The sequence below is a fragment of the Dyella jejuensis genome, assembly GCF_044904675.1.
GTDB lineage: Bacteria > Pseudomonadota > Gammaproteobacteria > Xanthomonadales > Rhodanobacteraceae > Dyella_B > Dyella_B jejuensis.
The window spans coordinates 461508-482760 of record NZ_JADIKJ010000002.1 but is presented as its reverse complement, the minus strand read 5'-3'; the positions used below and the strand labels follow the sequence as shown (position 1 = coordinate 482760).

The window sequence follows — 21253 nt, the reverse complement described above, 5'->3', positions numbered from 1 at the left end:
AAATGGTGATGCCGGGCGACAACATCAAAATGGTGGTGGAGCTGATTGCCCCGATCGCCATGACGGAAGGCCTGCGCTTCGCGATCCGCGAAGGCGGTCGTACCGTGGGTGCCGGCGTCGTCGCCAAGATCGTCAAGTAAGTTGTTCGACAGAAGCCGCTTGCTATGCAGGCGGTTTCCTCCGGGTGGTTGTTCTGTGGCGTTAGATCAGCTATAGTCTCCAACCTGATTCACCGCTCGACCCTGGTGCCGGGCGGTTACCGCGAAATGAGGCGCATGAAGTGCTTCGAATTCGCTAACAAGGATGTTGCGGGGATTCTCTGGTAGTCGACGTAAGTCTTTGTCGCTCGAGGGATTTTCGCGTTCGTTACCTATCTGGGCAGGCCGGCATTCGGCCTGCCCGATGTTTTGGGGTCTTCCGGTAGGCTTTCGTCCGGCGGCGCCATTGCAGTACCTGCAGTGCTTTGGGTTGTGCGAGGTGGTGAGAAGCCACTTCGATTCACAGTTTCGCTCTTTAGATAACAGGACACGGTTTATGGCGAACCAAAAGATTCGCATTCGGCTCAAGGCGTTCGATCATCGTCTGATTGACCGTTCGGCCAGCGAGATCGTCGAGACGGCCAAGCGCACTGGCGCTACGGTTCTCGGTCCGATTCCGCTTCCGACCAAGATCGAGCGCTACACCATTCTGGTGTCGCCGCACGTCGACAAAGACGCTCGCGATCAATACGAAACCCGCACCCACAAGCGCGTGCTGGACATCGTCGATCCCAACGACAAGACCGTGGACGCGCTCATGAAGCTCGATCTCGCCGCTGGCGTTGACGTTCAGATCAAGCTTGGTTGAGCGAGAGACAGGATACGAACATGAGTATCGGACTGGTTGGCCGCAAATGCGGCATGAGCCGACTCTTCACCGAAGATGGCCGCTCGATTCCGGTGACGCTGATTGAAGCGACGCCGAACCGCGTGACACAGGTGAAGACGGACGAAAACGATGGTTACAGCGCGGTGCAGGTCGCCATTGGCGTCAAGCGCGCCAGTTTGCTGACGGCTCCGGAAAAAGGTCATTACGCGAAGGCGAAAGTCGAGCCGGGTCGTGGTCTGTGGGAATTCCGCCTGAATTCGACCGACGCCGGCAAGTATGCCGTGGGCGCCGAAATCAAGGCTGACGAAGTATTCCAGGTCGGCCAGATCGTCGACGTGGCCGGCGTCAGCAAGGGTAAGGGTTTCCAGGGCACCATCAAGCGCCACAACTTCAAGATGGGTGACGCCACCCACGGTAACTCGTTGTCGCATCGTGCGCCGGGTTCTATCGGGCAGCGCCAGACGCCGGGTCGCGTGTTCCCGGGCAAGAAGATGTCGGGTCACATGGGTGCAGTAAACCGCACCGTGCAGGGTTTGGAAGTGGTCAAGGTCGACGCAGAGCGTCATCTGATTGCGGTCAAGGGCGCGGTACCGGGTGCTACCGGTGGCGACGTCGTGATCCGTCCGACCACCAAGGGTTGAGGAGAGACGGCATGGAACTCAATGTTATTGGCGCCAAGCCGCTCAGCGTGTCGGATGATGTATTCGGCGGCGAGTTCAAGCAGGCCCTGGTTCATCAGGTGGTGGTCGCCTATCAGGCTGGCGGGCGCGCGGGTACCAAGGCGCAGCTGTCGCGTGGCGAACTGTCCGGTACCACCAAGAAGTTCAAGAAGCAGAAGGGCGGTGGTGCCCGTCACGGTGACTACCGTGCCCCGATCTTCGTGGGCGGTGGTGTGACGTTCGCAGCCAAGCCCCGCAGCTATGAGCAGAAGGTCAACCGCAAGGCCTATCGCGTGGCGATCCGTTCCATCCTTTCGGAACTGAACCGCCAGGGTCGTTTGAAGGTTGTCGATGGTTTCGGCATCGAAGCGCCGAAGACCAAGTCGATGATCGCCAAACTGGCCGAGCTGGAAGTTTCCGGTCGCGTGCTGTTGGTTTCGGAAGATGCCAACGAGGCGTTGTTCCTGGCTTCGCGCAACATCCCGTATCTGCATGTCGTGGACGTGGTGGCGCTGAATCCGGTCAGCCTGGTCGGTTCCGACCACGTAGTGATGACCGTTGAAGCAGTGAAGAAGGTCGAGGAGTGGCTGGCATGAGCAACGAACGCATTTTGAATACGCTGCGCGCGCCGCACATCTCCGAAAAAGCTGCTCGTCTGGCCGAGAGCAACCAATATGTATTCGTGGTCGCCCCCGAGGCGACCAAGGCCGATGTCCGCGCTGCGGTCGAGAAAATGTTCGACGTCAAAGTCGAGCAGGTGAACCTCGTCAACGCCAAGGGCAAGGTCAAGTCCTTCCGTTTCCGTGCGGGCAACCGCCAGGGCAAGCGCAAGGCTTACGTCCGTCTCGCCGAAGGCCAGACGATCGACGTGGCGGCCAAGGCCTGAGCCAGGAGTTTTGACAGATGGCACTAATTACTCACAAGCCAACCTCGCCGGGCCGTCGCGACGCTGTCAGCGTCCGTACCGAGGGGTTGCATAAGGGCGCGCCGTATGCGCCGCTGACCGAAAGCCAGTCGAAGACAGGTGGTCGCAACCATTTCGGTCGCATCACTACACGTCATCGTGGTGGCGGTCACAAGCAGGCTTACCGCATCATCGATTTCAAGCGCGACAAAGAAGGCATCGCTGCCAAGATTGAGCGCCTGGAATATGATCCGAATCGCACTGCACACATCGCCCTGCTTTGCTACGCCGATGGCGAGCGTCGCTACATCATCGCGCCGGCTGGCGTGGCGGTAGGCGATCGCGTGGTTGCCGGTCATGACGCGCCGATCAAGGTCGGCAACAGCCTGCCGCTGCGCAACATCCCGGTCGGTTCGACGGTGCATTGCGTGGAGATGAAGCCGGGCAAAGGCGCGCAGATCGCGCGTTCGGCTGGTGCCTCGGTGCAGCTGATCGCCCGCGAGTCCGGTTATGCCACCCTGCGTTTGCGCTCCGGTGAAATGCGCCGGGTGCCGGTCGATTGCCGCGCCACCATCGGTGAAGTCGGTAATTCCGAGCATAGCCTGCGCAAGCTCGGCAAGGCCGGTGCCAATCGTTGGAAGGGCATCCGTCCGACCGTCCGCGGTGTGGTGATGAACCCAGTCGACCATCCCCACGGCGGTGGTGAGGGCCGTACCTCCGGTGGCCGTCATCCGGTCAGCCCATGGGGCACGCCGACCAAGGGCTACAAGACCCGTAACAACAAGCGCACGCAGCAGTTCATCGTGCGTCGTCGCAAGTAACAGGAAACCGACATGCCGCGTTCTTTAAAGAAAGGTCCATTCGTCGACCTTCACCTCGTGAAGAAGGTGGAAGCTGCGGTTTCCACTAATTCCAAGCGTCCGATCAAAACCTGGTCGCGTCGCTCCATGATCCTGCCGGAAATGGTGGGATTGACCATCGCCATCCATAACGGTCGCCAGCACGTGCCGGTATTGGTCAACGAGAACATGGTCGGGCACAAGCTCGGCGAGTTCGCAGTGACCCGTACTTTCAAGGGCCATGGCGGCGATAAGAAGGGCAAGTGATGAGCACCGAAGCCAAAGCGATCCTGCGCAGCGCTCGCATCTCAGCGCAGAAGGCACGCCTGGTAGCTGACCTGGTCCGCGGCATGCCCGTGGGCCGTGCCAGCGACGTGCTCCAGTTCACCAACAAGAAGGCCGCGCACATGGTTCGTAAAGTGCTGCTGTCGGCCGTCGCCAACGCCGAAAACAATCTCGGCGCGGATGTTGACGAATTGAAAGTCTCGAAGATCTTCGTTGACGAAGGTCCGGCCATGAAGCGTATGCACGCCCGCGCCAAAGGCCGCGGTTCGCGCATCCTGAAGCGCACCAGCCACATCACTGTGGTCGTTGGTAACTGAGAGGACGTAAACGATGGGTCATAAAGTTCATCCCACCGGTATCCGCCTCGGCATTGCCAAGGACTGGAACTCGAAGTGGTACGCCAATAAGGGCGAATTTGCCCAGTACCTCGCTGCCGATCTCAAGGTCCGCGAAATGCTGCGCAAGAAGCTGGCCGCTGCGGGAATCTCGAAGATCCTGATCGAGCGTCCGGCCAAAACTGCCCGCGTGACGATTCACACGGCCCGTCCGGGCGTGGTGATCGGCAAGAAGGGCGAGGACATCGAGAAGCTGCGCAAGGAAGTCAGCGACATGATGGGTGTTCCGGCACACATCAACGTCAACGAAGTGCGCAAGCCTGAGCTCGATGCGCAATTGGTAGCCGAATCGATCGCGCAGCAGCTTGAACGCCGTATCATGTTCCGGCGTGCGATGAAGCGCGCTGTGGGCAATGCGATGCGCCTGGGTGCACTGGGTATCAAGATCAACGTATCCGGCCGTCTGAACGGTGCCGAGATCGCCCGCTCCGAGTGGAGCCGCGAAGGTCGCGTGCCGCTGCATACGCTGCGTGCCGACATCGACTATGGCACCGCCGAAGCGAAGACCACCTACGGCATCATCGGCATCAAGGTCTGGGTCTACAAGGGCGAGATCTTCGACCTCTCCCAGGTCGGCCAGGAGCCGAAGGAAGAACAGTCCTCTCAGCCGCGTCGTGAGCGTGAGGGTGGTGAGGGTCGTCGTGATCGTGAATCGCGTCGTGATGGCGAAGGCCGTCGCGAGCGGACGGCGAAGTAAGGGAGAGTTGCCATGTTGCAACCCAAGCGAACCAAATACCGCAAGCAGTTCAAGGGCCGTAATGACGGCCTGGCATTCAGCGCCAACCTCGTCAGCTTTGGTGAGTATGGCCTGAAGGCCACCACGCACGGTGCACTTACCGCGCGTCAGATCGAGGCCGCTCGTCGTTGCATCACGCGATTTGTAAAGCGTGGCGGCAAGTTGTGGATCCGCGTGTTCCCGGACAAGCCGATCACCAAGAAGCCGATCGAAGTCCGAATGGGCGCCGGTAAGGGTGGCGTGGAGTTCTGGGTCGCACCGATCCAGCCAGGCCGCATGCTTTACGAAATCGAGGGTGTCGACGAGGCTACCGCGCGCGAGGCGTTCCGCCTGGCCGCTGCCAAGTTGTCGGTGCAGACCCAGTTTGTGTCCAGGGCGGTAATGTGATGGCCACCAAAGATCTCAACAACAAGTCGGCCGACGAGCTGAAGCAGCATCTGCTGGACCTGCGCAAGGAGCAGTTCAATCTGCGCATGCAAAAGGGTACCGGTCAGCTCAGCCAGCCGCACCAGCTGCGCCGTGTTCGGCGCGATATCGCCCGCACGAAGTTCGTGCTCGGCGGCAAGAAGTAAGGGACGGCCGACATGAGCGACAACACTAAGCAGGCGCGCACCCTCGAGGGCCGCGTCATCAGTAACAAGATGGAAAAGACGGTCACCGTGCTGGTCGAGCGCCAAGTGCAGCACCCGCTGCTGGGCAAGATCGTGCGGCGCTCCACCAAGCTCCACGCCCAGAACGATCTTGGCGCGAACGAGGGCGATGTGGTGCGCATTGCGGAATGCCGTCCGCTTTCCAAAACCAAACATCACCGCGTGGTCGAAATCGTCACGCGCGCCGAAGTCTAAGGGGAGGGTGCAGACATGATCCAGATGCAAAGCACGCTTTCCGCTGCCGACAACAGTGGCGCCAAGGAATTGATGTGCATCAAGGTGCTCGGCGGCTCCAAGCGCCGTTACGCCGCGATCGGTGACGTTATCAAGGTCACCGTGAAAGATGCCATTCCGCGCGGCAAGGTGAAGAAGGGTGAGGTGTACAACGCCGTGGTGGTACGTACTGCCAAGGGTGTGCGCCGCGCCGACGGTTCGCTGATCCGTTTTGACGGGAATGCGGCCGTACTCCTCAACAACAAGCTCGAGCCGATCGGCACCCGTATCTTCGGGCCCGTGACTCGTGAGCTGCGCGGCGAGAAGTTCATGAAGATCGTCTCGCTCGCACCCGAAGTGCTCTGAGGCGGAGAAGAACCATGAACCGTATCCGCAAGGGTGATCAGGTCCTCGTGATCACCGGTAAAAACAAAGGTCAGCGCGGCGACGTGCTGCGCGTTGAGGGCGATCGCGTGTTCGTCTCCAACGTCAACCTGGTCAAGCGTCATACCAAGCCGAATCCGCAGGCCAACCAAGCCGGTGGCATCGTTGAGCGTGAGGCTTCGATCCATATCTCCAATGTGCAGCTGTTCAACCCCGCCACGAACAAGGGTGAACGCGTAGGTGCCAAGACGCTCAGTGATGGGCGCAAGGTCCGCGTGTACCGTTCGAATGGCGAGGTCGTGGACGCGTAAGGAACACAAGTCATGACGCGCCTTGAAAATTTCTACAAAGAACAGGTCATCCAGAAGCTCACCGAGCGTTTTGGCTACCAGAACGTGATGCAGGTTCCCCGCATCACCAAGATCACGCTCAACATGGGCGTGGGCGAAGCGGCGGGCAACAAGAAAGTGCTCGAGAACGCCGTGGCCGACATGGCCAAGATCGCCGGCCAGAAGCCGATCACGACCAAGGCGCGCGTGTCCGTGGCCTCGTTCAAGATCCGTGACGGCTGGCCGATCGGTTGCAAGGTCACCTTGCGTCGCGCCCAGATGTGGGAGTTCCTGGATCGCCTGATCAATATTTCGCTGCCCCGTGTCCGCGACTTCCGCGGCGTATCGGGCCGCGCCTTCGATGGCCGTGGCAACTACAACTTCGGCATCAAGGAACAGATCATTTTCCCGGAAATCGACTTCGACGCGATCGATGCGATGCGCGGTATGGATATCTCCATCACCACCACCGCCAAATCCGACGAAGAAGCCAAAGCGCTGCTGGAAGCCTTCAGCTTCCCGTTCCGCAACTAAGAGAGTCGCGAGAGATTTATGGCAAAGACCTCCATGGTTAACCGCGATATCAAGCGGACCAAGCTCGTCAAGAAGTACGCCGCCAAGCGCGGCGAACTGAAGGCGATCGTGCTGAACCCGAAATCCTCCTACGAGGAAAAGATGGAAGCGCAGGCCAAGCTGCAGAAGCTGCCGCGCGATGCCAGCCCCAGCCGCCAGCGTAACCGTTGCGAGCTGTCCGGCCGTCCGCGCGGTGTATACCGCAAGTTCGGCCTTGGCCGTAACAAGTTGCGCGAAGCTACCATGCGCGGCGACGTACCGGGTCTGCGCAAGGCCAGTTGGTAAGACGTTCTACGGCAGCCCTGTCTCAGTTGGCAGGGCGCCACACCCGGCGGCTTGGCGACAGGCTGCCGCTGATGCGACTCTGACGCATCGATATTCGCAAAGGCCGGAAAAGGCTGCTATCATTGTCGGTCTGCGTATCGCAGGCTGCCCTGAGCGGCGGCTTACAATTCAAAATTGATTTCCGGTTTTATCGGATATCGGTGCACTCTGAAGGAAGTTTTCATGAGCATGACTGATCCCATCGCCGATCTGTTTACGCGCATCCGCAATGCCCAGGCTACGGGCAAGCAGGCTGTTAGCGTGCCGTCGTCGAAGTTGAAGGTGGCCCTGGCCGACCTTCTCAAGAACGAGGGCTATATCCTCGACGCCAAGACCTCCACCCAGGAGGGCAAGCCGGTGCTCGAGATCAAGCTTAAGTATTTCGAAGGCCGTCCGGCTATTGAGCGCATCGAGCGCGTCAGCCGCTCTGGTCTGCGCGTCTACCGTGGCAAGGGCGAACTGCCCAAGGTCCTTGGCGGCCTGGGTATCTCGATTATTTCGACTTCCGCCGGCCTGTTGACCGATGCGCAAGCTCGTGCCAAGGGCATGGGTGGCGAAGTCATCGGCCTGGTCGCATAAGGAGTTCCCCATGTCCCGTGTTGCCAAAAAACCGATCTCCCTGCCCAAGGGCGTCGAGCTCAAGATTGCGGATGACGGCATTGCCGTGAAGGGCCCGAAGGGTGCCCTGTCGATTCACGCCCTGCCGGGCGTGTCGGTAGCCAACGACAACGGCACCATCAACATCCAGGTTGCCGAAGGCGCGCACGACAAGTTCGGCGGTACTGCCCGTGCACTGCTGGCGAACATGATCAAGGGCGTGTCCGAAGGTTATGAGCGCAAGCTGGAGCTGGTCGGCGTGGGTTACCGCGCATCGATGGCCGGCAAGGCATTGAACCTGAGCCTTGGCTACTCCCATCCGGTGGTCTTCAATGCACCGGAAGGTATCAGCCTTGAAACGCCAACGCAGACCGAGATCCTGATCAAAGGCTCGGACAAGCAACTGGTGGGTGAGGTTGCAGCCAAGATTCGCGGTTATCGTCCGCCGGAGCCCTACAAGGGCAAGGGTGTGCGTTACGCCGGTGAGAAGATCACCTTGAAGGAAGCCAAGAAGGCATAAGCGGCTCCTCGCGAGGCGACAGTCATTCGTGACTGCCTGCCTCAGCAAAGCCGCCTGAAAGCCGATCCGCTTCCAAGGAAATTGACTATGAACAAGAATGAATCCCGTCTGCGTCGCGCCAAGTCCACTCGTGCCCATATCCGCAAGCTGGCAGTGGCACGCCTATCGGTGCATCGCACTGGTCAGCATTTGTACGCCCAGGTGTTCGATGCTTCCGGTGAAAAGGTCGTGGCCGCCGCGTCGACCGTACAGAAGTCGGTCGCTGAAGGCTTGAAGGGCACCAAGAACCTTACGGCTGCTGCTGCGGTGGGCAAGGCAATCGCCGAGCGCGCCAAGGCGGCGGGTATCGAGGCCGTTGCGTTCGATCGTTCCGGTTTTCGCTATCACGGTCGCATCAAGGCACTGGCCGATGCCGCTCGTGAAGCAGGCCTTAAGTTCTAAGCATTGATGCGCGTTCCTGCGCGGGAGGGCGGCCATTCGCGGCCGCACCCTCAACAGGAAGAAAAACAACTCCAAGCGGCAAAGCCGCAAGTAAAAGTCCCGGATGGTCCGGGCATACGGAAAAGATATGTCTTCTACTGATCGCGAAAATTCCGACGGCCTGCTCGAAAAGCTGATCGCCGTCAACCGCGTGGCTAAGACCGTCAAGGGTGGCCGCCAGATGAGCTTCACCGCACTGACCGTGGTCGGTGACGGCGAAGGCAAGGTTGGCTTCGGTTACGGCAAGGCGCGCGAAGTGCCGGTTGCCATCTCCAAGGCCATGGAACGCGCCCGTCGCAACATGGTGAGCATCGATCTGAATAACGGAACCCTGTGGTACGCCATCAAGGCCAACCACGGTGCGGCTCGCGTGTTCATGCAGCCGGCTTCCGAAGGTACTGGCGTGATCGCTGGCGGCGCCATGCGCGCTGTGCTGGAAGTAGTCGGTGTGAAGAACGTTTTGGCCAAGGCTGTTGGTTCGCGTAACCCGATCAATCTGGTACGCGCCACCATCAAGGGCCTGCAGGCCGTTGCCTCGCCGAAGCAGATTGCTGCCAAGCGCGGTAAGACCGTGGAAGAGGTGCTGGGCAATGGCTAATAACGATAAGACCGTGCGCGTTCGCCTGGTGAAAGGCCTGCGTGGCGTGCAGAACCGTCATCGCCTGAGCGTCAAGGCGCTCGGCTTGAACAAGCTCAACGACGTCCGTGAATTGAAAGATAGCCCGCAAGTGCGCGGCTTGATCAACACGGTCTATTACCTCGTGCGGGTTGAGGAGTAAGCATCATGCGTCTGAATGACATCAAGCCGGCAGCCGGTTCGCGCAAGACGCGCCTGCGTGTGGGCCGCGGTATCGGTTCGGGCCTGGGCAAGACCGCTGGCCGCGGCCATAAGGGTCAGCATGCCCGCGCCGGTGGCACCCATAAATTCGGTTTCGAAGGCGGCCAGATGCCGCTGCAGCGCCGGTTGCCGAAGGTCGGCTTCCGTTCCCTGAAAAAGGTCGAGAGCCAGGAAGTATTCCTGTACCAGCTGGCTAACCTCAAGGCGGAAGTGATCGACGCAGTCGTGCTGCACCAGGCGGGCCTGATCGATAGTCGGGCGAAGAAGGTGAAAGTCGTCGCCAAGGGCGAGATCGGCCGCGCCGTGAAGCTGTCGGGCCTGCTGGCAACCGCTGGCGCGAAGGCTGCCATCGAGGCAGCCGGCGGCAGCGTGGAGTAATCACACGTGGCCGCAGCCAAGGGCACTTCGGTCGGATCGCTCGGTAAGTTGACCGAGCTGCGTCAGCGCATCTTCTTCGTGATCGGTGCGCTGATCGTGTACCGCCTCGGCTCATTCATTCCGGTTCCGGGCGTAAACCCGGACGCGATGGCCAACCTGATCGGCCAGAGTGGCGGGCTGCTGGACATGTTCAACATGTTCTCCGGTGGTTCCCTGGGACGTTTTTCAGTATTTGCGCTGGGCGTAGTGCCGTACATTTCGGCCTCGATCGTGGTGCAGATGATGGGCTCGGTCATTCCCAGCCTGCAGGCGCTGCGTAAGGAAGGACAGGCTGGTCAGCGTCAGCTGACGACGTATACCCGGATTGGCACGGTTGGGCTTTCGGCCTTCCAGGCATTCGGTATCGCCATGGCTCTGACGAAGCAGTCCAGTGGCGGGATGCCGGTGGTCTACATGCCGGGCTTCGGGTTCGTGCTGTCCTCTGTCGTGGGCTTGACGGCCGGCTCCATGTTCCTTATGTGGCTGGGCGAACAGATGACTGAGCGTGGCATTGGCAACGGCATTTCGTTGCTGATCTTCGCGGGCATCGTGGCGGGCTTGCCTACCGCGGTGGCGCATACGCTATCCATGTCGAGCAACGGCGAACTCAGTACGATCAAGCTGGTCATGGTGATCGCGCTGGTATTGGCAGTCACGGCGTTCGTGGTGTTCATGGAGCGTGCGCAGCGGCGCATTACAGTGAACTATGCGCGGCGGTCCGGTGCGCAGCGTTCCTACATGAACCAGACCTCGCATCTGCCGCTCAAGATCAATATGGCAGGCGTGATTCCGCCTATCTTCGCGAACAGTATCCTGATGTTCCCGGCGATGGCGGCCACCTGGGGCAATGCCAGTCATCAGTCGCGTTGGTTGCAAGACGTGGTTCAGGTGCTGACGCCCGGCGAACCGCTCTATGACATTATTTACGCAATACTGGTGATTACTTTCGCCTTCTTCTATACGGCGATCGTCTTCAACTCGCAGGACACGGCCGACAACCTCAAGCGGTCCGGGGCGCTCATTCCGGGCATTCGTCCGGGTCGCTCGACGGCTGAGTACATCGATTCCGTAATGACCCGGCTGACCGGCGTGGGTGCCCTCTACCTCGTGCTGGTCTGCCTGGTGCCTACGTTCATGCAGAACGCCTGGCATGTCCCGTTCTACTTTGGCGGCACGTCGCTGCTGATCGTGGTGGTGGTGGTGATGGATTTCACCGCTCAGGTGCAGGCGCACCTGGTCAGCCACCAGTACGAAGGTTTGCTGAAAAAAGCCAATCTGCGCCGCGGCTGAGGCGGCAGGTCGGTTCCGGGTGGAAAGAGGCGGCACTGGGTGCCGCAGGACTTTCCTGACAGTTTGATTAAGGTTAGAATTGCGCGTTTACCGCGCGAGAAAGCATCGGAGAAAGTACATCATGGCGCGCATTGCGGGTGTCAATTTGCCGGTCCAGAAGCACGTCTGGGTTGGCCTGCAGAGCATCTATGGCATCGGCCGCAGCCGGGCCAAGAAGGTCTGTGCGGACGCAGGTGTGGTTCCCACCACGCCCATCAAATCGTTGAGCGAAGGCGAGGTGGAGAAGATCCGCCACGAAATCGCCAAATACGTCGTGGAAGGCGACCTGCGCCGTGAAGTCGGCATGGCCATCAAGCGTTTGATGGACCTGGGTTGCTACCGCGGTCTGCGTCACCGCCGTGGCCTGCCGGTGCGCGGCCAGCGCACGCGCACCAACGCACGCACCCGCAAGGGTCCGCGTCGCGCGATCAAGAAGTAATTGATCGCTACCTGAGAGATTTGGATTCCGAACATGGCAAAGCCAGTCAAGACCAAGAAGAAAGTCAAGCGTGTTGTCACCGATGCGGTGGCCCACGTGCAGGCATCCTTCAATAACACCATCGTCACCATCACCGACCGCCAGGGTAATGCCCTGTCGTGGGCGACCGCTGGCGGCGCGGGTTTCCGTGGTTCGCGCAAGTCGACCCCGTTCGCCGCCCAGGTTGCCGCCGAGAAGGCTGGCCGCGCTGCAGGCGATTACGGTGTCAAGACGGTGGAAGTGCGTATCAAGGGCCCAGGCCCGGGCCGCGAGTCAGCGGTGCGTTCCCTGAACGCCCTCGGCTACAAGGTTCTGAACATCATCGATGTCACGCCGATTCCGCACAACGGCTGCCGTCCCCCCAAGAAACGTCGCGTCTAAGGAGCATAACCATGGCACGTTATCGTGGAGCTACCTGCAAACTCGCGCGTCGTGAAGGTTCGGACTTGAGCCTGAAGAGCCCGGCGCGCGCCATCGACTCCAAGTGCAAACTGGAGAACAAACCCGGCCAGCATGGCGCCAACAAGCGCATGCGCATGTCCGATTATGCTGTCCAGCTGCGCGAAAAGCAGAAGGTCAAGCGTATTTACGGCGTGCTCGAGCGTCAGTTCAGCAATTACTACACCAAGGCGTCGACCCTTAAGGGCAACACTGGTGAGAACCTGTTGCGCCTGCTCGAAAGCCGTCTGGACAATGTCGTCTACCGCATGGGTTTCGCGGTTACCCGCGCACAGGCTCGTCAGCTGGTCGCGCACAAGGCCATTCTGGTCAATGGCAAGAAAGTCAACATCCCGTCCTACCAGGTTCGTCCGGGTGACGAGATTGCACTGACCGAGCGTGCGCGTACCCAGCTTCGCGTGCAGGAAGCCAGTACTGTATTCGACACAATGGATCTGCGCCCGCAGTGGGTGGAAGTGGATAGCAAGAAGTTCGCCGGCACGTTCAAGTCGGTGCCGGATCGTGCGGATCTGCCGACCGACATCAACGAAGCGTTGATCGTCGAGCTTTATTCGAAGTAATCAACCGGAGCCCTGCATGGCAGTTTCGTCAACTAGCGTGCTGCGGCCTCGCGGCCTCAGCGTCGAGCAGCTCGGACCGAATCGCGCCAAGGTCGTGGTGGAGCCGCTCGAGCGTGGTTTTGGTCATACCCTGGGCAATGCGCTGCGTCGCGTGCTGCTTTCCTCAATTCCCGGCAGTGCTATTGTCGAGGTTGAAATCGATGGCGTGCTGCACGAGTACACCACCCTGGAAGGTTTGCAGGAGGACGTGATCGAAGTCCTTCTGAATCTCAAGGAAGTGGCTATTCGTCAGCATACCGGGGATGAAGTTACCCTTACCCTGGCCAAGAAAGGCAAGGGGGTGGTCACGGCCGGTGATATCACCGTCGACCACACGGTGGAGATCATCAATCCGGAACATGTGATCTGCCACCTGACCAAGGACATCGCACTGAACATGCGTCTGAAGGTGCGTCGCGGCGTCGGCTACCAGCCGGCCAGTTCGCGGCAGCATCCCGATGACGAGGCGCGTCCGATCGGCCGCCTGCAGCTCGATGCGTCGTTTGCGCCGGTCCTGCGCGTGGCCTATGAAGTGGAAGCCGCGCGTGTCGAGCAGCGTACCAACCTCGATAAGCTGGTGTTGGATATCGAGACCAACGGCACCATCGGTGCGGAAGATGCGGTACGCAAGGCCGCGGAAATCCTTAATGACCAGCTGTCGGTGTTCGGTGACTTCTCGCGCCGCGAGAGTGCTACCGACAAGGCGGAAAAGGGCGGTTTCGATCCGCTGCTGCTCCGTCCGATCGACGATCTGGAACTCACTGTGCGTTCGGCAAACTGTCTGAAGGCCGAGAGCATTTACTACATCGGTGATCTGGTCCAGAAGACCGAAGTGGAACTGCTTAAGACGCCGAACCTTGGCAAGAAGTCGCTCACGGAGATCAAGGACGTCCTGGGTGTCCGTGGTCTCGCCTTGGGCATGAAGCTTGAAAACTGGCCGCCGCCGGGCCTTTCGCACGGCATGCAGCTGGGTTGATCTGCCAAGCCGCCGTAGTCAGGCAGACTACGGCGGCAGTTTTAATTGGTGCGATCCGATTGATCGCCGTAATAGTTGTGTAGCAACTCACGCATCGTTGATGCGTAGGTTGGATGCCAATAGCAGCCAGCCATGGCCGCACTCTTAATAAGAGCCCGTTTCTCCAAGGGCTTCGATAGCGGGTAATCCGCGGAAGGCCGTCCATAGGACCGTCTTTCATAACAACAGACAAGAGAGTCTCCTCATGCGTCATATGAAATCCGGGCGTAAGCTCAACCGTACAAGCAGCCATCGCGAAGCGATGTTCAAGAATATGGCTGCATCGTTGATCAAGCACGAGTTGATCCGCACGACCTTGCCGAAGGCCAAGGAGTTGCGCCGTGTTGCCGAGCCGCTGATCACGCTGGCCAAGACCGATGGCGTTGCCAACCGCCGCCTTGCTTTCGCGCGCCTGCGCGACAAACAGGCCGTAGGCAAGCTGTTCGTCGAGCTGGGGCCCCGCTACCGCGAGCGTCCCGGCGGCTATCTGCGTATCCTCAAGTGTGGCTTCCGCCCCGGCGACAATGCGCCGATGGCGTATGTCGAGCTGGTGGATCGCCCGCGGACCGAAGCCGTCGACGCCGAATAATTTCGTCCAGCATTTGTTTGGATGTCCAAATGCGCGACCCCGGCCGGTTACCTGGCCGGGGTTCGTTCGTTTTGCGCATGGCGGCAATGGCCTGCTGACAGCGTGATGGAGAGCGGGTAATGTCGTCGTCCCGTCCCCAGCTCAACCGTGCCGTCATGAACCCGTTCCGCTGGAACTACCGTGTCAGCTTCCTTGCAGGTTTCCTGATCTGTATAGCCTTGCTGGGTTTCGCGCTCTATGCCGAATATCAGCTCGGTATGGAACCGTGCCCGCTGTGCATCTTCCAGCGCATAGGATTCATGTTCATGGCCGTCTTCTTCCTGGCGGGCGCGATCCATGCGCCGCGTGCAAATGGCCGCTGGTTCTATACCGGATGGGTCTTGCTAGGGGCTTTGTTCGGAATAGCCGTGGCTGGGCGCCACCTGTGGATTCAGTCGCTGCCGGCGGACCAGATCCCGGCCTGTGGGCCGAATCTCGCGTATATGTTTGACGCATTTCCTTTCGCTAAAGCGCTAAAAATGGTCTTTACCGGCTCGGGCGAGTGCGCCAAGGTGCAGCCTATCCTGGGCTTGCCGATGCCGTTCTGGAGCCTGCTGTGGTTCGTTCTTTTGTCGGTGTGGGCGATCCTGGCCACGCTACGACGTACCACGCCGAGATTGCGCTTATGAATCAGGATGTACATACGATGGAACGTTTGAACTGGACACCGACGTCCTGGCAACAGCGCGTTGCCCTGCAGCAGCCTCACTATGAGGATGCGGCAGAACTTGGCCATGCGATCGCCGAATTGTCGCAATTGCCGCCCTTGGTGACATCTTGGGAGGTGCTTGCGCTCAAGCAGGCGCTGGCGGAAGCCCAGGAAGGGAAGCGTTTTCTATTGCAGGGAGGCGACTGCGCGGAAAGCTTCGCCGATTGCAACAGCCCCATTATTTCAAATCGTTTGAAAGTGCTGCTGCAGATGAGCCTGGTATTGGTTCATGGCCTCAAGCAGCCCGTATTGCGTGTCGGCCGCTTTGCCGGTCAATATGCCAAGCCGCGCTCGACCGATACCGAGACGCGCGATGGTGTCACGTTGCCGAGTTTCCGCGGCGACGTCATCAATAGCCCCGAATTTACGGCTGAAGCGCGTCGCGCCGATCCGCAGCGCCTGATTCGCGCGCACGCCCATTCCGCGTTGACGATGAATTTCGTGCGCGCGTTGATCGATGGCGGTTTCGCGGATCTGCATCATCCCGAATACTGGGATCTGGCCTGGGTAGAGCATTCGCCACTGGCAACCGAATACCGCCGCATGGTGGCGGGCATCGGCGATTCGCTGCGCTTCATGGAGACGCTGGCCGGCCCCATCGCTGGCTTCACCCGAGTGGACTTCTTCACCTCCCACGAAGCATTGCTGCTGCATTACGAACAAGCCTTGACGCGGCAGGTGCCACGGCATCCCGGCTGGTTCAATCTGTCCACGCATTTCCCGTGGATCGGCATGCGCACCGCAGCGCTGGATGGCGCGCATGTGGAATATTTCCGGGGCATCCGCAATCCGATCGCGGTGAAAGTCGGCCCCTCGGTGACACCCGAGCAACTCCTGCCCTTGATCGAAGCCTTGAACCCCGCGGATGAACCTGGGCGCCTCACCCTGATCCATCGCATGGGCCAGGCGCAGATCGCCACGGCCCTGCCACCGTTGCTCAAGGCGGTGCAGCAAGAGGGGCGGCGTGTGTTGTGGGTAGCCGATCCCATGCACGGCAATACCGAAAGCACCTCGAACGGCTATAAGACGCGCCGCTTCGACAATATCCGTAGCGAGCTCGACCAAGCGTTCGACATCCATGCCGCCGCCGGCACCAAGCTCGGAGGCGTGCATTTGGAACTGACCGGTGAAGATGTCACCGAGTGCATGGGCGGTGCGCGCGATTTGAGCGAGGGTGACTTGCAGCGTGCCTACAAGTCGATGGTGGATCCACGCCTCAATTACGAACAATCGCTGGAATTGGCGATGCTGATCGTGCGCAAATCCGGCCGCATGGGGTAATCCTCCGCATCGAACTCACCGAGCGGCGTGCGAGTCGGCATCCATGTGCACACGCTGTTCCAGATTGATCTGCCCCTGTGCGGCATACGCCTTGCACGCCTGTGGATCGACCCATGGGTTTGGCTTGCCGGGCGCTATGAGCGCAGCCTTGTCGAAGAAACTGGCGGGCGGATGGGGCGTCATCAGCACATCGCACGGCAACGCCCGCAGTACCGCGAGTGTATGGCGAAAATCCAAGAGCCGTTCCGGGTGAGCCGGGTCGGCATAACGGTAGTGACTGTTGCTCAGCAACGAGAGACTGTCCGCGTACACCATGGACAGGCACCGCTGTCCCTCGCAGGAGCGCCAGGTCCAACCCGTGCTGCCCGGCGTATGCCCCGGCATGGCATGCATTTGCAAGCGCAACGGCCCCATCGTGACGACTTCGCCATCGGTCACGATGCGAACGTCGGTCACTTTCGCATAGGGTTTCGCCAGGCCATGTTGCGGGTCATCGGGATCGTCGCCGCCAAGGCGCAATGCCTTGGCCGATTTCGCGCTGGCGGCGACCTGCGCACCACTGTCATGTGCCAGTTCGGCAATGCCTCCGGCGTGATCCGGATGGGTATGGGTATTGAGGATCAGCTTGATATCCCGGACGCGAAAGCCCAAGGCGCGGACGTTCGCCTCGATCATCGCTACGTTTTCGGGCAAGGTGCTGTCGATCAGTACGTGACCTTGTGGCGAAGTGACAAGGATCGCGCCCAGCCCATGCGATCCGACGTAATACGTATTGCCATAGATGCGAAACGGCTTTTGCGCCTGCGTCCATGTTTCACGGGAGTACGGATCGGCAGCTGACGCTGCAGCGGCAGCGTCGTTGTGCGCGCCTGCGAACAGTAACGCACTCATGCATAGAGCAGTCCACGTTTTCATCGGTGTTCCAAAGCGACGAGAGTGAATGGACCTTATCGCGTCGATGTGAACACAGCGGACGCGCTCCGGCTTGCGGCATGGCGGTTCAATGGCGCCCGGCTGGCACGGGCGCATAGGACTTGCCATCTACCGTGGCCAGAAATTTCGGTGCCTGCCAGGCGTGCGTGTGCTGTTCGAAACCGTAGGCAATGGAAATCAGGGTCGGCTCGCTCCACTTGGTGCCGAAGAACACGATGCCTACCGGCAACTGGTGAGCCCATCCGGCGGGCACAGTGATCGAGGGATAACCGGCGACAGCGGCAGGCTGTGACGCACCGCCGATGGTCGGATTGCCACTGACAACGTGGTCGCCAAGCACCAGATCAGTCAGGTATGCCGGACCCCAGGAAGGCGCCAACAAGGCGTCCAGATGATTAGCCTGCAGCGCCGCGTCGATACCTTGCGGGCCGGAGAACTCTTTCGCCTTGGCCAGCGCATCCTGATAAGCCTTATCCGTTAACGGCCCTTTGCTCTGGGCCTGCTCGAACAGGTCCTGGCCGAACCAGGGCATTTCCCGGGCGGCTTCGCGTTGATTGAACGCAATCAGGTCGGCCAGCGTCTTCACGTGCAGTCCGGCACGCGCGGCGAGATAGGCGTTGATATCGTGCTTGAAGTCGTACAGCATCACGGTCATTTCCGCGTCGCCAAGGTCAGCCAGGTGCGGCAGCGTTACCGGATCCACGATGATCGCGCCTTGCGCTTTCATGGCGGCGATCGCCTCATCGAGCACGCGGTCGGCATTGGGTTCGTTGCCGGCGAGCTGGCGCACCACGCCAATGCGCTTGCCGCGCAATCCATGGGGATCGAGAAAGCGCGTGTAGTCAGTGGCGTGTTTGTCTGCTTCGGCAGTGGCGGGGTCGTGCGGATCGCTGCCGGCCATGGCGGTCAGCAAGGTAGCGGCGTCGGCCACGTCGCGCGCCATCGGCCCGGCCGTGTCCTGGTTGTGGCTGATCGGAATGATGCCGGTGCGGCTGACCAAACCCAGCGTAGGCTTGATGCCGACGATGCCGTTCATCGAGGCCGGACAGATGATCGAGCCATCGGTTTCCGTACCGACCGCCACCGGAACAAGCCCCGCCGCAACGGCGACGGCGGAACCGGAACTCGAGCCGCAGGGATTGCGATCCAGGGCGTATGGATTGCGCGTCTGCCCGCCACGGCCGGTCCAGCCGCTGCTGGCATGGCTGGACCGGAAGTCCGCCCATTCGCTTAGATTGGCTTTGCCCAGGATGACCGCGCCGGACTGGCGCAGCCGCGTCACCAGGGCAGCATCGTCGGGCGCCGGGGCATCCGCCAGCGCAAGCGAGCCGGCGGTGGTCAACATGCGATCGCCGGTGTCGATATTGTCTTTCAGCAACACCGGGATGCCATACAGCGGACCGTGCGACGACGTGCGCTTCGCATCGAGCTGCGCGGCAATGTTCAGAGCGTCTGGATTCACTTCCAGCACGGAACGCAGGGTCGGGCCGGCCTGGTCCAATTGCTTGATGCGAGCGATATCTTCCGCTACCAACCTTTTGCTGCTGAGTTTGCCGGCATCCATGCGCTGCTCCAGTTGGGCGATCCTCTGCCACGTCACGGCATCATCTTCCTGCGCCACCGCTGGGGCGATGGACACGACGAGCGCAAGCGCGGCGCATAACAGCGACGGACGAATCATGGCAACCTCCAGAGGGACCCTGTAATGAGCTGTGACACGATGACGCAGCGTGGCCGAAGGCGCCACAGCGGGCGCGGGCGGCGCACCTATACTCTGCGCATGACGACAACTGTCAAGCCGGTCCAGCTTTGCCTATGGGCGATGCGATGGATGCTTCCGCTGGCATGGAGCACTTTTGTCCAGGCTGGACCGCCATCGGTACCCGATACGTTGCTGCAACGTATTGCCGCCTGTACCGCCTGTCATGGCATGCATGGCGAAGGTTCCGCCGGCAGCGGCTTCTTTCCGCGACTGGCCGGCAAGCCGGCCGGCTACCTCGCGCTGCAGTTACAGAATTTCCAGCGCGGCCTGCGCAAGTACGCGCCGATGGAATACACCGTGCGCCAGTTGAGCCCCGCCTATATGCGCGAGATCGCCGTCTATTTCTCCGCGCAGCAGGTGCCTTACCAGCGTGTGCCCGCGCCCGATCTCGCGCCTTCCTTACTGAGCCGCGGCGAGCAGCTGGTGACGGAGGGCGATCCCGCGCGCAAGGTGCCGCCGTGCCAAGCCTGTCACGGCCAGCAGCTTGCCGGTACCGAGCCATCCGTCCCCGGTCTGCTCGGGCTCCCCTACGATTACATCAGTTCGCAATTGGGCTCATGGCGGACCCGTACCCGTGCTTCCGCCGCGCCCGATTGCATGGCCGAGATTGCCGACCGGCTTGCGCCTGCCGACATCACCGCCGTTTCCGCATGGCTGGCAAGCCACGCGGTGTCGCCGGACATGCATGCGCAGCCGGCCGCTTCGATCACTCCGCCGCTGCGTTGCGGCGTTCTCGTGGGCCAGGAAGGCGGCGCATGAAAAATCCACGCATGTTATGGCGCCTGGCGCTATGCGCAATGATCGTGCTGGCCGGTTGGTGGTGTTTGGCTGGTCGCAACCGACCGTTGCCGGTGCTGCCTGAAGATTCCGCCTTGGCGGCGAAGCTGAAAGACCCGGCGGTCATTGCCAGGGGACGCTATCTCGCCACACTGGGCGATTGCGCGTCATGCCATACCGCGCAAGGCGGACAGGCCTATGCAGGTGGGCGTTCACTTCCCACGCCGTTCGGCAGTGTCCCTGCACCGAACATCACTCCTGACGCCGACACCGGGCTCGGCCGATGGCGTTTCGACGATTTCTGGCGAGCCCTGCATGAGGGTATTGGACGCGAAGGGGAGCCGCTGTATCCGGCGTTCTCGTATACCTCTTTCACCAAAGTCACGCGAGATGACGCGCTGGCTATATTCGCCTACCTGCGTTCCTTGCCGCCGGTGCGGCGGCCTTCCGCAGCCTCCGGATTGCGCTCTCCCTATAACGTGCGCAGTGCGCTCGCCGTATGGCGGGCATTTTATTTCAAGCCCGGCTTGTATCAGCCGGACCGGGCACAATCCATGGCGTGGAATCGCGGTGCTTATCTGGTGCAGGGGCTGGGACACTGCAACGAATGCCATGCCCCTCGTGGCGCGTGGGGTCAAATCGCTACCGCCACGCCGTTATCAGGGGGCGAGATACCTGCGCAGGAATGGTATGCGCCTGATTTGAGTACCCAGGCGCATGGCGGCCTGCAGGGATGGAACCAGCAGGACATCATGGATCTGCTCAAGACCGGCCAGTCCCCGAAAGGCGCGGCATTCGGGCCCATGGCCGATGTCGTGGCGACCAGCACCCAATACCTGGATGACGAGGATCTGCACGCCATCGCCGTGTACCTGCAATCCTTGCCGGCGCGGAGCTTGCCGGCATCCTCGCATTCAACCCTCGATAGCGATTCGTTGACCAGTCGCGGCGGCGCAATCTATGCACAACGCTGTGCAGCATGCCATGGCAAGGATGGCCTGGGCGTGGCGGGTGTCTATCCGCCGTTGGATGGCAACGTGTCGGTGGTAGAGCCGACCGGCATCAACGCGACACGCGCGGTATTGCTGGGTGGATTTGCTCCCCTCACCCAAGCTAACCCGCGTCCGTATTCCATGCCGCCTTACGCGCAGCAACTGGATGACGCGGATGTGGCGGCCGTTGTCAGCTATATCCGCCAGGCATGGTCCAATCATGCGTCAACGGTACAAGAACGCGACGTGATCAAGTACCGGCACACACCGATCGACTGATC

At 60.7% G+C, this 21253-nt stretch carries 34 protein-coding genes; 32 read left to right on the top strand and 2 right to left on the bottom strand.

Annotation, left to right across the window (positions count from 1 at the left end):
- From ISP15_RS03945 to ISP15_RS03800, 30 genes are all read left to right on the top strand, one after another.
- A partial coding sequence (locus ISP15_RS03945) for an EF-Tu C-terminal domain-related protein (protein ID WP_449757812.1) occupies positions 1–140 on the top strand: 140 nt, incomplete at its 5' end.
- Positions 141–534: 394 nt separating this feature from the next.
- Positions 535–846 carry a 30S ribosomal protein S10 gene (rpsJ, locus tag ISP15_RS03940; RefSeq protein ID WP_014402136.1) on the top strand — a complete coding sequence of 104 codons (312 nt, stop codon included), beginning with the start codon at positions 535–537 and terminating at the stop codon, positions 844–846.
- A 20-nt stretch (positions 847–866) separates the two neighbouring features.
- Positions 867–1508 carry a 50S ribosomal protein L3 gene (gene rplC / locus ISP15_RS03935; RefSeq protein WP_404545307.1) on the top strand — a complete coding sequence of 214 codons (642 nt, stop codon included), beginning with the start codon at positions 867–869 and terminating at the stop codon, positions 1506–1508.
- Positions 1509–1519: 11 nt separating this feature from the next.
- Complete coding sequence (gene rplD, locus ISP15_RS03930) at positions 1520–2122, top strand: 50S ribosomal protein L4 (protein WP_404545304.1); 603 nt, start codon at positions 1520–1522, stop codon at positions 2120–2122.
- Positions 2119–2412 carry a 50S ribosomal protein L23 gene (rplW, locus tag ISP15_RS03925; protein ID WP_404545301.1) on the top strand — a complete coding sequence of 98 codons (294 nt, stop codon included), beginning with the start codon at positions 2119–2121 and terminating at the stop codon, positions 2410–2412. Before rplD ends, rplW begins: the two co-directional genes overlap by 4 nt.
- A 17-nt stretch (positions 2413–2429) precedes the next feature.
- On the top strand, positions 2430–3251 hold the full coding sequence (gene rplB / locus ISP15_RS03920; protein ID WP_404545299.1) for a 50S ribosomal protein L2: 822 nt from the start codon (positions 2430–2432) through the stop codon (positions 3249–3251).
- A 12-nt stretch (positions 3252–3263) separates the two neighbouring features.
- On the top strand, positions 3264–3536 hold the full coding sequence (gene rpsS / locus ISP15_RS03915; protein ID WP_115477112.1) for a 30S ribosomal protein S19: 273 nt from the start codon (positions 3264–3266) through the stop codon (positions 3534–3536).
- Positions 3536–3871 (top strand): 50S ribosomal protein L22, encoded by a 336-nt coding sequence (gene rplV, locus ISP15_RS03910; RefSeq protein WP_115477111.1) that lies wholly within the window; start codon positions 3536–3538, stop codon positions 3869–3871. Before rpsS ends, rplV begins: the two co-directional genes overlap by 1 nt.
- A 13-nt stretch (positions 3872–3884) precedes the next feature.
- Positions 3885–4646 (top strand): 30S ribosomal protein S3, encoded by a 762-nt coding sequence (rpsC, locus tag ISP15_RS03905; RefSeq protein WP_404545295.1) that lies wholly within the window; start codon positions 3885–3887, stop codon positions 4644–4646.
- A 12-nt stretch (positions 4647–4658) separates the two neighbouring features.
- Complete coding sequence (rplP, locus tag ISP15_RS03900; protein WP_115495840.1) at positions 4659–5072, top strand: 50S ribosomal protein L16; 414 nt, start codon at positions 4659–4661, stop codon at positions 5070–5072.
- Complete coding sequence (rpmC, locus tag ISP15_RS03895; RefSeq protein WP_126673169.1) at positions 5072–5257, top strand: 50S ribosomal protein L29; 186 nt, start codon at positions 5072–5074, stop codon at positions 5255–5257. The genes rplP and rpmC overlap by 1 nt, the downstream gene beginning before the upstream one ends.
- 12 nt (positions 5258–5269) lie before the next feature.
- Positions 5270–5530: a 30S ribosomal protein S17 gene (gene rpsQ / locus ISP15_RS03890; RefSeq protein WP_404545292.1), complete on the top strand. Its 261-nt coding sequence runs from the start codon at positions 5270–5272 to the stop codon at positions 5528–5530.
- 15 nt (positions 5531–5545) lie between these two features.
- Complete coding sequence (gene rplN, locus ISP15_RS03885) at positions 5546–5914, top strand: 50S ribosomal protein L14 (RefSeq protein ID WP_115477106.1); 369 nt, start codon at positions 5546–5548, stop codon at positions 5912–5914.
- A 14-nt stretch (positions 5915–5928) separates the two neighbouring features.
- On the top strand, positions 5929–6243 hold the full coding sequence (gene rplX / locus ISP15_RS03880) for a 50S ribosomal protein L24 (protein ID WP_115477105.1): 315 nt from the start codon (positions 5929–5931) through the stop codon (positions 6241–6243).
- 12 nt (positions 6244–6255) lie between these two features.
- The gene (gene rplE / locus ISP15_RS03875) at positions 6256–6795 is read left to right on the top strand and encodes a 50S ribosomal protein L5 (RefSeq protein WP_404545290.1); all 540 of its coding nucleotides are present in this window, start codon (positions 6256–6258) and stop codon (positions 6793–6795) included.
- An 18-nt stretch (positions 6796–6813) separates the two neighbouring features.
- A complete protein-coding gene (gene rpsN / locus ISP15_RS03870; RefSeq protein WP_404545287.1) occupies positions 6814–7119 on the top strand; it encodes a 30S ribosomal protein S14 in 306 nt (101 codons plus the stop codon).
- Between the two features lie 222 nt (positions 7120–7341).
- Positions 7342–7737, top strand: coding sequence for a 30S ribosomal protein S8 (gene rpsH / locus ISP15_RS03865; RefSeq protein ID WP_404545284.1), 396 nt, complete (start codon positions 7342–7344; stop codon positions 7735–7737).
- 10 nt (positions 7738–7747) lie between these two features.
- Positions 7748–8275 (top strand): 50S ribosomal protein L6, encoded by a 528-nt coding sequence (gene rplF, locus ISP15_RS03860; protein WP_404545281.1) that lies wholly within the window; start codon positions 7748–7750, stop codon positions 8273–8275.
- Positions 8276–8362: 87 nt separating this feature from the next.
- The gene (rplR, locus tag ISP15_RS03855; RefSeq protein WP_404545278.1) at positions 8363–8716 is read left to right on the top strand and encodes a 50S ribosomal protein L18; all 354 of its coding nucleotides are present in this window, start codon (positions 8363–8365) and stop codon (positions 8714–8716) included.
- Between the two features lie 127 nt (positions 8717–8843).
- On the top strand, positions 8844–9353 hold the full coding sequence (rpsE, locus tag ISP15_RS03850) for a 30S ribosomal protein S5 (RefSeq protein WP_115477099.1): 510 nt from the start codon (positions 8844–8846) through the stop codon (positions 9351–9353).
- Positions 9346–9534 (top strand): 50S ribosomal protein L30, encoded by a 189-nt coding sequence (rpmD, locus tag ISP15_RS03845; protein WP_404545275.1) that lies wholly within the window; start codon positions 9346–9348, stop codon positions 9532–9534. Before rpsE ends, rpmD begins: the two co-directional genes overlap by 8 nt.
- 5 nt (positions 9535–9539) lie before the next feature.
- Positions 9540–9971 (top strand): 50S ribosomal protein L15, encoded by a 432-nt coding sequence (rplO, locus tag ISP15_RS03840; protein WP_404545272.1) that lies wholly within the window; start codon positions 9540–9542, stop codon positions 9969–9971.
- Positions 9972–9977: 6 nt separating this feature from the next.
- Complete coding sequence (gene secY, locus ISP15_RS03835) at positions 9978–11300, top strand: preprotein translocase subunit SecY (protein WP_404545270.1); 1323 nt, start codon at positions 9978–9980, stop codon at positions 11298–11300.
- A gap of 121 nt (positions 11301–11421) precedes the next feature.
- Complete coding sequence (gene rpsM, locus ISP15_RS03830) at positions 11422–11778, top strand: 30S ribosomal protein S13 (RefSeq protein ID WP_204632059.1); 357 nt, start codon at positions 11422–11424, stop codon at positions 11776–11778.
- A 33-nt stretch (positions 11779–11811) separates the two neighbouring features.
- Positions 11812–12198, top strand: a complete 387-nt coding sequence (gene rpsK, locus ISP15_RS03825) for a 30S ribosomal protein S11 (RefSeq protein WP_115477094.1) — start codon at positions 11812–11814, stop codon at positions 12196–12198.
- Positions 12199–12209: 11 nt separating this feature from the next.
- Positions 12210–12836, top strand: coding sequence for a 30S ribosomal protein S4 (gene rpsD, locus ISP15_RS03820; protein WP_404545267.1), 627 nt, complete (start codon positions 12210–12212; stop codon positions 12834–12836).
- Between the two features lie 16 nt (positions 12837–12852).
- Positions 12853–13851: a DNA-directed RNA polymerase subunit alpha gene (locus ISP15_RS03815; protein WP_404545263.1), complete on the top strand. Its 999-nt coding sequence runs from the start codon at positions 12853–12855 to the stop codon at positions 13849–13851.
- Positions 13852–14095: 244 nt separating this feature from the next.
- Positions 14096–14479 (top strand): 50S ribosomal protein L17, encoded by a 384-nt coding sequence (rplQ, locus tag ISP15_RS03810; protein ID WP_404545261.1) that lies wholly within the window; start codon positions 14096–14098, stop codon positions 14477–14479.
- Positions 14480–14634: 155 nt separating this feature from the next.
- Entirely contained in the window at positions 14635–15147 is a 513-nt protein-coding gene (locus tag ISP15_RS03805; RefSeq protein ID WP_404545357.1) for a disulfide bond formation protein B, read from the top strand.
- Positions 15144–16508 (top strand): class II 3-deoxy-7-phosphoheptulonate synthase, encoded by a 1365-nt coding sequence (locus ISP15_RS03800; RefSeq protein ID WP_404545258.1) that lies wholly within the window; start codon positions 15144–15146, stop codon positions 16506–16508. Before ISP15_RS03805 ends, ISP15_RS03800 begins: the two co-directional genes overlap by 4 nt.
- 15 nt (positions 16509–16523) lie before the next feature.
- Here ISP15_RS03800 and bla read toward each other — a convergent pair whose 3' ends face one another.
- Both bla and ISP15_RS03790 read right to left on the bottom strand, forming a co-directional pair.
- Positions 16524–17423, bottom strand: a complete 900-nt coding sequence (gene bla, locus ISP15_RS03795) for a subclass B3 metallo-beta-lactamase (RefSeq protein WP_404545256.1) — start codon at positions 17421–17423, stop codon at positions 16524–16526.
- An 85-nt stretch (positions 17424–17508) separates the two neighbouring features.
- Positions 17509–19122: an amidase gene (locus tag ISP15_RS03790; protein ID WP_404545253.1), complete on the bottom strand. Its 1614-nt coding sequence runs from the start codon at positions 19120–19122 to the stop codon at positions 17509–17511.
- A 150-nt stretch (positions 19123–19272) separates the two neighbouring features.
- Between ISP15_RS03790 and ISP15_RS03785 the strand changes: the two genes are divergently transcribed.
- Positions 19273–19962 (top strand): c-type cytochrome, encoded by a 690-nt coding sequence (locus tag ISP15_RS03785; RefSeq protein WP_404545250.1) that lies wholly within the window; start codon positions 19273–19275, stop codon positions 19960–19962.
- Positions 19959–21251 carry a cytochrome c gene (locus ISP15_RS03780; RefSeq protein ID WP_404545248.1) on the top strand — a complete coding sequence of 431 codons (1293 nt, stop codon included), beginning with the start codon at positions 19959–19961 and terminating at the stop codon, positions 21249–21251. Before ISP15_RS03785 ends, ISP15_RS03780 begins: the two co-directional genes overlap by 4 nt.
- Positions 21252–21253 lie beyond the last annotated feature (2 nt).

What these genes read in the sequence shown, in the direction of transcription:
- rpsJ (WP_014402136.1), top strand. Translation starts at nt 535, where the DNA reads ATGGCGAACCAAAAGATTCGCATTCGGCTCAAGGCGTTCGATCATCGT.
- rplC (WP_404545307.1), top strand. Translation starts at nt 867, where the DNA reads ATGAGTATCGGACTGGTTGGCCGCAAATGCGGCATGAGCCGACTCTTC.
- rplD (WP_404545304.1), top strand. Translation starts at nt 1,520, where the DNA reads ATGGAACTCAATGTTATTGGCGCCAAGCCGCTCAGCGTGTCGGATGAT.
- rplW (WP_404545301.1), top strand. Translation starts at nt 2,119, where the DNA reads ATGAGCAACGAACGCATTTTGAATACGCTGCGCGCGCCGCACATCTCC.
- rplB (WP_404545299.1), top strand. Translation starts at nt 2,430, where the DNA reads ATGGCACTAATTACTCACAAGCCAACCTCGCCGGGCCGTCGCGACGCT.
- rpsS (WP_115477112.1), top strand. Translation starts at nt 3,264, where the DNA reads ATGCCGCGTTCTTTAAAGAAAGGTCCATTCGTCGACCTTCACCTCGTG.
- rplV (WP_115477111.1), top strand. Translation starts at nt 3,536, where the DNA reads ATGAGCACCGAAGCCAAAGCGATCCTGCGCAGCGCTCGCATCTCAGCG.
- rpsC (WP_404545295.1), top strand. Translation starts at nt 3,885, where the DNA reads ATGGGTCATAAAGTTCATCCCACCGGTATCCGCCTCGGCATTGCCAAG.
- rplP (WP_115495840.1), top strand. Translation starts at nt 4,659, where the DNA reads ATGTTGCAACCCAAGCGAACCAAATACCGCAAGCAGTTCAAGGGCCGT.
- rpmC (WP_126673169.1), top strand. Translation starts at nt 5,072, where the DNA reads ATGGCCACCAAAGATCTCAACAACAAGTCGGCCGACGAGCTGAAGCAG.
- rpsQ (WP_404545292.1), top strand. Translation starts at nt 5,270, where the DNA reads ATGAGCGACAACACTAAGCAGGCGCGCACCCTCGAGGGCCGCGTCATC.
- rplN (WP_115477106.1), top strand. Translation starts at nt 5,546, where the DNA reads ATGATCCAGATGCAAAGCACGCTTTCCGCTGCCGACAACAGTGGCGCC.
- rplX (WP_115477105.1), top strand. Translation starts at nt 5,929, where the DNA reads ATGAACCGTATCCGCAAGGGTGATCAGGTCCTCGTGATCACCGGTAAA.
- rplE (WP_404545290.1), top strand. Translation starts at nt 6,256, where the DNA reads ATGACGCGCCTTGAAAATTTCTACAAAGAACAGGTCATCCAGAAGCTC.
- rpsN (WP_404545287.1), top strand. Translation starts at nt 6,814, where the DNA reads ATGGCAAAGACCTCCATGGTTAACCGCGATATCAAGCGGACCAAGCTC.
- rpsH (WP_404545284.1), top strand. Translation starts at nt 7,342, where the DNA reads ATGAGCATGACTGATCCCATCGCCGATCTGTTTACGCGCATCCGCAAT.
- rplF (WP_404545281.1), top strand. Translation starts at nt 7,748, where the DNA reads ATGTCCCGTGTTGCCAAAAAACCGATCTCCCTGCCCAAGGGCGTCGAG.
- rplR (WP_404545278.1), top strand. Translation starts at nt 8,363, where the DNA reads ATGAACAAGAATGAATCCCGTCTGCGTCGCGCCAAGTCCACTCGTGCC.
- rpsE (WP_115477099.1), top strand. Translation starts at nt 8,844, where the DNA reads ATGTCTTCTACTGATCGCGAAAATTCCGACGGCCTGCTCGAAAAGCTG.
- rpmD (WP_404545275.1), top strand. Translation starts at nt 9,346, where the DNA reads ATGGCTAATAACGATAAGACCGTGCGCGTTCGCCTGGTGAAAGGCCTG.
- rplO (WP_404545272.1), top strand. Translation starts at nt 9,540, where the DNA reads ATGCGTCTGAATGACATCAAGCCGGCAGCCGGTTCGCGCAAGACGCGC.
- rpsM (WP_204632059.1), top strand. Translation starts at nt 11,422, where the DNA reads ATGGCGCGCATTGCGGGTGTCAATTTGCCGGTCCAGAAGCACGTCTGG.
- rpsK (WP_115477094.1), top strand. Translation starts at nt 11,812, where the DNA reads ATGGCAAAGCCAGTCAAGACCAAGAAGAAAGTCAAGCGTGTTGTCACC.
- rpsD (WP_404545267.1), top strand. Translation starts at nt 12,210, where the DNA reads ATGGCACGTTATCGTGGAGCTACCTGCAAACTCGCGCGTCGTGAAGGT.
- ISP15_RS03815 (WP_404545263.1), top strand. Translation starts at nt 12,853, where the DNA reads ATGGCAGTTTCGTCAACTAGCGTGCTGCGGCCTCGCGGCCTCAGCGTC.
- rplQ (WP_404545261.1), top strand. Translation starts at nt 14,096, where the DNA reads ATGCGTCATATGAAATCCGGGCGTAAGCTCAACCGTACAAGCAGCCAT.
- ISP15_RS03805 (WP_404545357.1), top strand. Translation starts at nt 14,635, where the DNA reads ATGAACCCGTTCCGCTGGAACTACCGTGTCAGCTTCCTTGCAGGTTTC.
- ISP15_RS03800 (WP_404545258.1), top strand. Translation starts at nt 15,144, where the DNA reads ATGAATCAGGATGTACATACGATGGAACGTTTGAACTGGACACCGACG.
- bla (WP_404545256.1), bottom strand. Translation starts at nt 17,423, where the DNA reads ATGAAAACGTGGACTGCTCTATGCATGAGTGCGTTACTGTTCGCAGGC.
- ISP15_RS03790 (WP_404545253.1), bottom strand. Translation starts at nt 19,122, where the DNA reads ATGATTCGTCCGTCGCTGTTATGCGCCGCGCTTGCGCTCGTCGTGTCC.
- ISP15_RS03785 (WP_404545250.1), top strand. Translation starts at nt 19,273, where the DNA reads ATGCTTCCGCTGGCATGGAGCACTTTTGTCCAGGCTGGACCGCCATCG.
- ISP15_RS03780 (WP_404545248.1), top strand. Translation starts at nt 19,959, where the DNA reads ATGAAAAATCCACGCATGTTATGGCGCCTGGCGCTATGCGCAATGATC.